We start from the raw sequence: 9,047 nt of genomic DNA on the forward strand, positions 1-9,047 counted from the left end.
CGCTCTTTTCCCCTTCTTCATGGCTCTCTTCATACCGGCCAGCTCCCAGAGCAGCTTTGGAAGTATGAGAGAGAGCCTGAAAAGGGAAAGTATCATCAAAGCTCCTCCTCAAATTCTTCCTCAATTATCTTTTTCTTCTTTTTGCCAAGGTTTTTAAGCCCTTCAAGCTCCTTAATTTCTCCCATTTTTTTCTGCATAAATTCAGAAGCAAGGGTTTTTATGATATTTACACTGTTCATGTATTCTTTTGTAAGCTCAAAGGCTTTGTCTGGTTCCATACCTGCACTTATAAGCTCCTTATAGAAGTTTGCCACGTTTTTACCGAGCTTCTCTGACTTTTCTGGGTCGTAGACATCATTTAGGAGGGTTTTTAGAGGGCTGAATATTGAATCCATTATGGTCGGGAGGTGCTGGGAAACAGTTTCCAAGACCTCTTTAAGCTCTTCCACGTCTTCTTTATCCCCATGGCCCTTTTTGCTCATGTCCTTTATCATATCCTCCAGAACCTCCATCTTTCTTTCAATGAGTTCTACATCCTCCTCACTCTTTGCTTCCTTCAGCTGCTTTGTGAGCTCCCTCAGGGTTTCCTCTATTAATTTTTGAGCTCCTTGCCCGCTTTCCATAGCTTCTAAAACTTTTTTCTTCATTTCCCTTTCAAATTTTTCTTCATCAAACTCCATATCAACCACCTCGATAAATATTATATCTGCTCAAGGTTGATGGGGATACCGATCAATTCTAACCACTTTGAGATCACATCCTTGTTCAGAATGTACTCCTTGCTATGTTCGTTCTCGATTTCCACAACAGCTCCCAGCTCCACCAGCCGATTTAACTTCTCTCTCACCGTATTCCGGGAGGCCTTTCCCCTTCTGGCTTTCAATTCCCTCGTTATCTGACTTATGTTGGCGCTTTTTTTATCGAAGAGTATCTTTACAATTTCCCTCGCGATCGGGTCATGCTTTATCTGGGGTATCATGACGTCTATACCGAGACCCCCATACTGCGCGTACATGTTTATAAGCTTGATGTAATTCTGTGCCAGCTGGGATGCCAGCTCAAAGCTTCTCATAAGCTCCTTCATAGCATTCCTCAAACTTTCGACTTCCCTTGCAAGCTTCTCTATGTCTCTCTCATCTGCCATGATGTTCCCTGATTTAGAATTGGCTTGTTATGATATAAAGGAATAGTGGTCACTATTGACCACCCTTAATCTTTCCCAGAAGGTGCAACCCCTTCCTGGCTTCTTCCTTCATTAGATAGAGATATACTATCAGGGCAAACATCACGGCAATTTTGGATATTAAGAAGCTTACCTGGAGTGGCAGGGCAAACAGGAGAGGTTTGTATGACTTTAAGGATATTTCAAGCCGTTTTTTTGAAAAATATGCCACTCCTGAAAATATTAGAGCATAACCGATTAGAAGCCCCAGCATGGCTCCTGTCTCCTTCATTGCAGGTATTAAGAAAAACCATGCGATGAGAGTGGCAATAGCACCAAATATGGAAATTAAAGTGCTGTCCTTTATGTAGCGGGTCGATGATAGTGCCACTATTGAAGGATTATACGCTATGTAGACTTCTATAGCTATTAAGGCAAGGTAAAACTCTCTGCCCAAGGAAAAGCCGAACATGTATGAGAGAATCTCTCTCCCGATAATCAGCCCCCCGAAGGTTATAAGAGCTATTATATAGCTCAAAATCTCAGTTGTCCCCTCAGCAAGCTTTTTTACATAATCCATTTCATTTTTGCCGTATTTATAGGAGTAGAGGGGCATTATTGCGGATTGGAGAACCTGCGGGAGGTACGTTAAAAGGAAGGCGGCCGAAAGTGAAGCGGACACCTTGCCTGCTATGGTAGCACTCCCCAGCTTTTCGCTCATGAAATAAGGGCCCTGGATTAAAAAGACGCCCGCGAGGGTTCCCAAGAAAGCCATTGATGAATAGGCGAGTAGGAGTTTAAAGTCCTCTGAGGTGGGCTTTGAAAAGAGGGAGTTTTTTAGGTTGTAGAGCACCCCCAGGAGTGTCACAGCGCCCAAAAGTGCAATATAGGGAAGATATATATTTGAAATGAGGAAAGAGAGCAGGAACACGCAAAAAGCTGCGAGTGTTATATAGGCATAGACCTCTCCCCTGTGAATCCCGTAGAAGAAGCTTCTGAATGTGAGCTGGAATGCTCTAAAAATTGAAATCAGCGCCAGATAAAAATTGAGAGGGAGGAGAACAACGCCAATAAGTATTGAAGCGAAGCCTATTGTGGACATTGATCGTATCCTCTCAATTTGTCCGCGTCCCAAAAATTCTGCCGAATACTTCCCCAGACCTACAGCAAAGAAACTCAGGGGAATTGCGATTAAAAACGCCTGACTTATAAGAGAGTTTGCACTTCCCAGAGCCTCTATCCCAAATTTTCTCGATATAAAGAGGCTGTATATAAACCTGCTGATTCCAAACAATGCAAGTGCCACAATGCTGGCTGCTGAGTGCTTCAGGATTACCCTTTTTTCATAGCTCATATAATGGAGAAGGATTCAAGGGAATTTAACCTTTATCCTTTTGTAAATCCGAGGTAGAATGCCGCTACAAAAGCCCCTCCTCCGGGTAGGATCCCTAAAACTTTATCTCCCAATCCAAGTGCCTGCCCTGCAGCGCTCTGGGTAAGATTGAAAAGCGCATCTCTGTTTATTGATATAACCCCCTTTTGCTGTAGCCAGAAGAGGCTTATAACGTAAGCTCCGATTAAAGCGAGCACTATTTTTATAAACTTCTTCAGGGCATAGCCGCTTATAAATCCAACAATTCCGCCCACACCGATATCTCCAAGCATGCTGCCCATGTCAAACTCCATCATTTACCACCGCTATAATTTTTGCAGCTTTGGATAAAACCTTTTCTCTTTGATACTGCAGACTGTTATGTGACATTTTTCTTTTGAAAGCCTCAGGGCGGGGATGCAGTAAAATCCCAAGGAGCCCTAAACCCTGAAACCATTCTAAACTCTTGCAATGTAATAAGGCCTCGAAGAGGCCACCGTAAAACAACCCGATGAGATGTAGGGTTTCACGTTACCCTCCAGCGTTGGGGGGTTGACGCCGTTAGGTGTCCTTTCAAGACTGCCTCTCGGCAGTTGAAAACTCCAAAGAGTGGCCTTTAAACCATAACCCCGAGCCTTCTCGCTCTTGCGGGAGGTAGGGGTAACCGGGGAAAGACCCTCCCGGAGGGGTTCGAAGAACCCTTTTCAAGGGTTGTTTTGATGAGAACCCCTCAAACCTCCCCGTCATTGGCGAGGGGTTAATTCATTGGAACCCTCGCAAAGGGGAGGAGGTCAGCGGCGAAGGCTGAAACCACCCGCTAAATAATGGTTTCAGCTTTCATACTTCTCCCTCCTTTTTCTGAAGTACTACCAGAAACTTAAACCTAACGCCCACAGTTTATCCTACAGTATGGTCTCTTTTTAAGATAAGCTTTTAAGGGATAGCATACAAATTTTAAAGTGATTGTTTAAAATCCAAATTATTGGTGATTTAGGTGAGAATAGTAGTTGCTATAACGGGTGCCAGCGGAAGCATATATGGAGTGGAACTCATCAGGGTACTTAGGGAGCTTGGACATGATGTTATAGTCCTAGCATCGAAAACAGGGATAGAAGTTGCCGGGTATGAGTTAGGGCATGAACTTGAGTATGATTATGGGGAAGATGACCTGTTTGCTCCTGTTGCTTCAGGTTCTTACCTTTTCGATGCCATGGTTATCGCACCGTGCTCTATGAAGACACTGGCAGCGATAGCCAACGGCTTCTCTGATAATTTGATAATTAGAGCTGCTGATGTTGCATTAAAGGAGCGCAAAAAATTGATATTGGTGATAAGGGAGACGCCCCTCAGCTTGGTTCATATCGAAAACATGTTGAAGGTTACCCAAGCAGGCGGGATAATTATGCCAGCATCTCCAGGATTTTACCACAAACCTAAAAATTTAGACGATATGGTAAAATTTATAATAGGTAAAATTTTAGATAGTTTGAGAATTGATCATAATTTGTTCAAAAGATGGGGTGGGGCTCATGCTGAAACTCGACGACCTTGATAGGGAGATAATCAAGCTCCTTAAGGAAGATGCAAGGCTTACTATTTCTGAGATAAGCTCCAAACTGGGCAAGCCGGAATCTACGATCCACTTTAGGATAAAAAAACTTCAGGAGAGGGGTGTAATTGAAAAATATACCATAATCCTTGGTGATGAGGTTAAACCCAAGTATACGGCTTTTCTGGTTTTAAGGGTGGAAAAGCCGGTAATTGAGGACTTCTTGGAGCGCTATCTTGAATACATAACAAAAACCCTCTCAATGCTCCCAAATGTCCTCGCGGTTGTTAAAAGTAAGGAAGATTACATAGTTGCCCTTGTTGGTGAGGAGACCCAGGAAAAGCTGGAGAGTTTTATAGAGGATAATATAAAGACAATACCAACCCTCAAGGAAGTTCTAATTCTCCCGGTTAGGGAATTCAAGAAAGGAAAGGATTTGATAGGATTTTTAGCGGAGATTTAGATGGAGATTGAGATAAAGTTTAGGGTTGAACTTGAAGAGATAATGGAAAAAATCGAAGCATTAGGGGCCGGATTTGTTGGTGAGGAGGTTCAGGAAGACCTCTATTTCTCCCTACCTCCAAAACATCTCCTCCGCATAAGAAGGATTGCCAATCTGGGGCAGAGCATTCTCGGATATAAATACATCCAAGACGAGAGAAACGAGGAGTTTGATGAGATTGAAGTTGAGGTTAGCGATTTTGAAAAGATGAAGGAGATTTTAAAGCGTTTGGGTTTTAGGGAGGATGTGTGGGTTAAAAAGCACAGACTCGTGTATAAGCTCGATGATGTAACATTCGAGCTCAATCGCGTGGAAGGGCTTGGTGACTTCCTTGACATTGAGGTTATGAGCGAGGATGTTGAGTATGCAAAAAAGAGGATATGGGAGATTGCAGGACTCCTCGGGTTGAACGAGGAGGATGTGGAGCCAAGACTTTATCAGGAGCTCCTGGAGGAAACTACCTCGCAGTCGCGACAATCTTGATTATATCATTAAACTCAAGTTCGTGATCCTCTCCAACCCTTCTTCCTGTCCTCGCGTTCACAGCATAGAGGAACGTTTTCCCGAGATCAGTGTGCACCTTAAATGCCAGATCTCTGGGTGTTGAACCCTTCCTCATGAGGTAAACATGGGGGAGAACGTTTCCGAACTGATCCGTGAGTTTATGCTCGTCTTCCACAGGATACACGGGTATGAGCTTCAAGAGATCAAATGTTGCACGGTTTATAACCTCCTGGACTCCCGTGGAGCCGAATCTATCCAAAACCTTCTCTTTTATAAGCTCAAGCCCTCTCCTCTGCTTCTCATTTAGGTTCTTCACAATTTTAAAGTCGGAATCTCCGGGGGTATAATCTATAAAGCCAGCTTTGCAAGCTTTTCTAAGCGTCAGCTCGGCAGCGGCTGAGGTTGGTATAACGATATACCCCCTCTTCTTTCCCTCTTCCACAAGGCGGGTTATCTGCTCGTCACTTGCGGCATCGGCTTTATTTGCAGCTATGATGAGAGGTTTGTTTATCTTCCTGAGCTCGCTTACAAAACTCATTATATCTTCTTTGCTCCACTTTGTGGGGTCGTCGCTCAATCCGAGCCTGTGAATCGCTTCAAAGGCATCCGGTTCACTCACGCCAATACCCGTTAGCTGATCGGCTATGGCCTGGGCAAGCTTTAAGTGCTGGAGTTTCACCCTCTTCGAGAATTTGTCCCAGTTTTTGTGGAGTATTCCATAGATCCAGTAGTCTATCTCCTTTTCGAGGAATTCCATGTCATTTACTGGATCGTAGTGATCAGTGGGTCTTCCCTCTTCATCGGTTCGCCCTGTTGCATCGATAATATGAATCAAAGCCGATGCCATCCTTAAATCGTCGAGGAACTTGTTTCCGAGTCCGCGCCCTTCATGAGCCCCCGGAACCAGTCCGGCGACATCTATCATCTTAATGGGGATTAAAGCCATTCCATTTCTGTATTCATAATTTTGGGGATTCGGCGTGCATCCAATTTCCCTGCACGGGTGCTCTGCTATTGCATAGCTCACCCCGACATTAGCGTCAATAGTTGTGAAGGGATAATTTGCTATCTGAGCCTCGGCGAGGGTTGCGGCTGCAAAGAACGTGGACTTTCCTACATTTGGCTTCCCAACGACACCAATCTCCATATCATCACCCCAATTATCCTCTCCCTTCGGGTATAAAAGATTACTTGATGCCACCGATACTGTTAGAATAAGAGGAAACCCATGATAAAGTCCGTAAAATAGATGTCGGCATATCACAATTATCCTGCCAGTACATTCTCTCTCAAAAGCCTCGCCCTTCAGGGGATGCAGTAATTTTAATTGTGAGGGTTCCAACGAGAAACCCCTACCCTTGGGTAGGGGCCGGTTCATCAAAATTGTTATATAGGGAAGGAGGCTATTGGATATGGAACCCAGCAGTTCGTGGAGGCGATTTCATGGAGCTCCCCCTAACCGACCCCTTTATTTCCCTGGCTATAATCCTTTTCATTTCAAAAGCATTTGGATATCTCTTCACGAGAATAAAGCAGCCGTCTGCAATGGGTGAAATCATTGGCGGAATAATAATAGGAACATCCTTCCTTCATCTGATTGATATAGGAGAGAGCCTCCAGTTCCTGAGTGAGCTCGGTGTTGTGATGCTTCTCTTTCTCGCAGGTCTTGAAACGGATATAGATGAGTTTAAACGGGTTGGTGTTCCGGCTTTTCTTATAGCCATTGGGGGTGTTCTCGTTCCGTTCGTCCTCGGCTACTTTGCAACGCTCCCCTTTACCCACAGCCCGATGACCTCCCTCTTTCTGGGAGGCGTTCTAACAGCGACGAGCGTTAGCCTAACAGCAAGCGTTTTGATGGAGATGAAGAAGCTTCGGACTAAAGAAGGAGCGAGCATATTAGCCGCTGCAGTTGTGGATGATGTCCTGGGTATAATAGTTTTAACGGTTCTTGTCGCGCTGAGCAGGACGGGGAGCATAAACCTGGAGGAGATCTTAAAGCTGCTTGTGGAAGTTACCACCTTCTTTGTGCTCGTCATCATAGTTGGTGTGCCCGTGGTGAAGTGGATCATAAGGGTCTCCTCAAAAATTGATCTCCCGGAGACAACCACGGCATTTGCACTGGCGATTGTTATGAGCTTGGCTTTTATAGCGGAGGAGTTTAGAGTGGCGGGAATAACGGGCGCTTACCTCGCGGGGCTCCTTATAGGGCAGACCGACGAAGCCAAGAGAATAAGCGATAAAATGACTACCATAGCATATGCTCTTCCCGTTCCCGTCTTCCTGGTCGGCATTGGAATACACACAAACATAGATGTTTTCTACAAGTATGGCTTTTCCACACTGGCTCTCATAGGAGTATATGCCACCATAGCAGTCTTTGGAAAGATAGTGGGCTGTGGAGCTGGGGCTCTCCTCTCAAAGTTTAAGCCGGAAGAAGCACTTAGAGTGGGCATTGGAATGATACCCAGAATGGAGGTCGCTCTCATTATGCTCACAATCGCAAAGGGAGAAGGGATTTTCAATGATATATTCTTTGCAATAGGCGTTTCAATGACGATTATAACAACGTTGATAACTCCTCCTCTATTGGTCTGGGCATTTAGAAGGAAATAAGATAAAAGATTGAAGGTTAGAAGGTTAAAAGATTAAAAGATTAAAAATCGTCCCTTTTCCATTATCCTCTCTCCATCCACCTCCACGGTGGGGTTCATGATGAGGCAGTCGAAGTGATTCAGAGCAGGGGCATCATTATCGTAGTTTGCTCCTATCGCTATGTGAACGGTATTTCTCAGCTTCTCATCTTCAAGGAGCTTTCCACTCATAATCGCCTTGGGATTGAGCCCAATGCCGAGTTCACCTAAATTCCACGAGTTTCTTGCAAACTCTTCTTTGCCCATCTCCAGTGCCCTCTTTTCTGCATCCCTAATTGCATTTTCAAGTTTTTCTGCATTTTTTCCTCCCTTTATCCTTCTAACAAAGCCTTCCTCTACCTCCACCCGCACAGGCTTCTCCGGGAGTATACTCTTCCCTCCAAGCCCCAGTGTCCCATCGAAAACAATTATCCCTTCGCTTTTTCTTAATGTGGGTGATATAAAAACCTCTCCAGCTGGAATGTTTCCCCCTCTCCCCGGCTTTCTAAAATCTCCATCATCCTTTAGGGCTTTTCTGCCTTTTATATTTATCCACAGGTCTGTGCCCTTTTCACTCGTTATGTGCACCTCTTCCCCCCTGTCCAGAATTTGAGCAAGTACGCTCGCCTCCACTCTCAAACGGGCGTAATCTATTGGAACCGCTCTTAGATACATGTAGACATCTATTCCCGGGCTCCAAAAGGCTCTAATCCTTTTATCTCCCCACAGGAGCTTTTCAAAAAGATGGGAATATTTTTTGTTATCCCTCCCAATGTATCCTATGTTGAGCCCGTAGGGATCCTTTCCAAATTTCTTCTCACTTATAGAGATAACAACATCCGGCTCGCTATTTAGAGCTCCCAGGACGCTCCGTTCTGCATAATCAAGTGTTTCCTTTACCTCCTGGATCATCACGGTCGGTTTTGCTCTTAACTCCTTCGCGGCATGAAAGAGGCTTAGGGAGATTCCCAATACTTCCCCCGGATTCGTGATGATGAGGACTTCCTCTCCCTCTTGAAGGTCGAGAACCTCTTTCATAACAGTTCTAGAAACCTCTATTAGCTGCATTCCACCACCACCCTTTAATTCCCTCCAAACTTAATAACGCTTATGGAAAAGGATACTGGGAGGATAAGTGCAGTGTGCTTGATAATAGTGTTTTATTCTATTAACATATCAAAAACATCCTCCTCTTAACAGTGTATGGAAAAGCATAATTACCAGAACATCAAAGTTTATTTGGTGATTCCATGAAAATATACACCCTGGTTGAGGACTACTCGGGCTATGAGAGCCCCTTTCTGGGTCAGCATGGAATTAGCTTTCTC

10 protein-coding genes are annotated in these 9,047 nt (G+C 44.6%); 4 read left to right on the forward strand and 6 right to left on the reverse strand.

The window, feature by feature from the left end; genetic code table 11:
* Positions 1-95: 95 nt before the first annotated feature.
* Genes ACXJGZ_RS07130 through ACXJGZ_RS07145 form a run of 4 tightly spaced genes read right to left on the reverse strand, consistent with a single transcriptional unit; the run spans position 96 to position 2,848 of the window.
* Positions 96-680, reverse strand: a complete 585-nt coding sequence (locus ACXJGZ_RS07130; protein WP_293257009.1) for a hypothetical protein — start codon at positions 678-680, stop codon at positions 96-98.
* A 20-nt stretch (positions 681-700) separates the two neighbouring features.
* The gene (locus ACXJGZ_RS07135) at positions 701-1,144 is read right to left on the reverse strand and encodes a BlaI/MecI/CopY family transcriptional regulator (protein WP_456321642.1); all 444 of its coding nucleotides are present in this window, start codon (positions 1,142-1,144) and stop codon (positions 701-703) included.
* A gap of 52 nt (positions 1,145-1,196) precedes the next feature.
* Positions 1,197-2,516, reverse strand: a complete 1,320-nt coding sequence (locus tag ACXJGZ_RS07140) for a lipopolysaccharide biosynthesis protein (protein WP_456321643.1) — start codon at positions 2,514-2,516, stop codon at positions 1,197-1,199.
* A gap of 32 nt (positions 2,517-2,548) precedes the next feature.
* Positions 2,549-2,848: an FUN14 domain-containing protein gene (locus tag ACXJGZ_RS07145; protein WP_456398815.1), complete on the reverse strand. Its 300-nt coding sequence runs from the start codon at positions 2,846-2,848 to the stop codon at positions 2,549-2,551.
* A 680-nt stretch (positions 2,849-3,528) separates the two neighbouring features.
* On the opposite strand from ACXJGZ_RS07145, the gene ACXJGZ_RS07150 reads away from it, so the two are divergent.
* Genes ACXJGZ_RS07150 through cyaB form a run of 3 tightly spaced genes read left to right on the forward strand, consistent with a single transcriptional unit; the run spans position 3,529 to position 5,068 of the window.
* Entirely contained in the window at positions 3,529-4,086 is a 558-nt protein-coding gene (locus ACXJGZ_RS07150; RefSeq protein ID WP_456321660.1) for a UbiX family flavin prenyltransferase, read from the forward strand.
* The gene (locus ACXJGZ_RS07155) at positions 4,064-4,546 is read left to right on the forward strand and encodes an Lrp/AsnC family transcriptional regulator (RefSeq protein ID WP_456321661.1); all 483 of its coding nucleotides are present in this window, start codon (positions 4,064-4,066) and stop codon (positions 4,544-4,546) included. Before ACXJGZ_RS07150 ends, ACXJGZ_RS07155 begins: the two co-directional genes overlap by 23 nt.
* A complete protein-coding gene (gene cyaB, locus ACXJGZ_RS07160) occupies positions 4,547-5,068 on the forward strand; it encodes a class IV adenylate cyclase (RefSeq protein WP_293255934.1) in 522 nt (173 codons plus the stop codon).
* On the opposite strand, the gene ACXJGZ_RS07165 is transcribed toward cyaB, so the two are convergent.
* On the reverse strand, positions 5,043-6,236 hold the full coding sequence (locus ACXJGZ_RS07165; RefSeq protein ID WP_456326320.1) for a redox-regulated ATPase YchF: 1,194 nt from the start codon (positions 6,234-6,236) through the stop codon (positions 5,043-5,045). The genes cyaB and ACXJGZ_RS07165 overlap by 26 nt on opposite strands.
* Positions 6,237-6,532: 296 nt before the next feature.
* Between ACXJGZ_RS07165 and ACXJGZ_RS07170 the strand changes: the two genes are divergently transcribed.
* Entirely contained in the window at positions 6,533-7,702 is a 1,170-nt protein-coding gene (locus ACXJGZ_RS07170) for a cation:proton antiporter (protein ID WP_456321663.1), read from the forward strand.
* A 32-nt stretch (positions 7,703-7,734) separates the two neighbouring features.
* Here the strand turns inward: ACXJGZ_RS07170 and ACXJGZ_RS07175 are convergent, their stop codons facing one another.
* The gene (locus ACXJGZ_RS07175; RefSeq protein ID WP_456398819.1) at positions 7,735-8,787 is read right to left on the reverse strand and encodes an aminopeptidase; all 1,053 of its coding nucleotides are present in this window, start codon (positions 8,785-8,787) and stop codon (positions 7,735-7,737) included.
* Positions 8,788-9,047 lie beyond the last annotated feature (260 nt).

It is taken from the genome of Palaeococcus sp. (in: euryarchaeotes) (assembly GCF_053987695.1).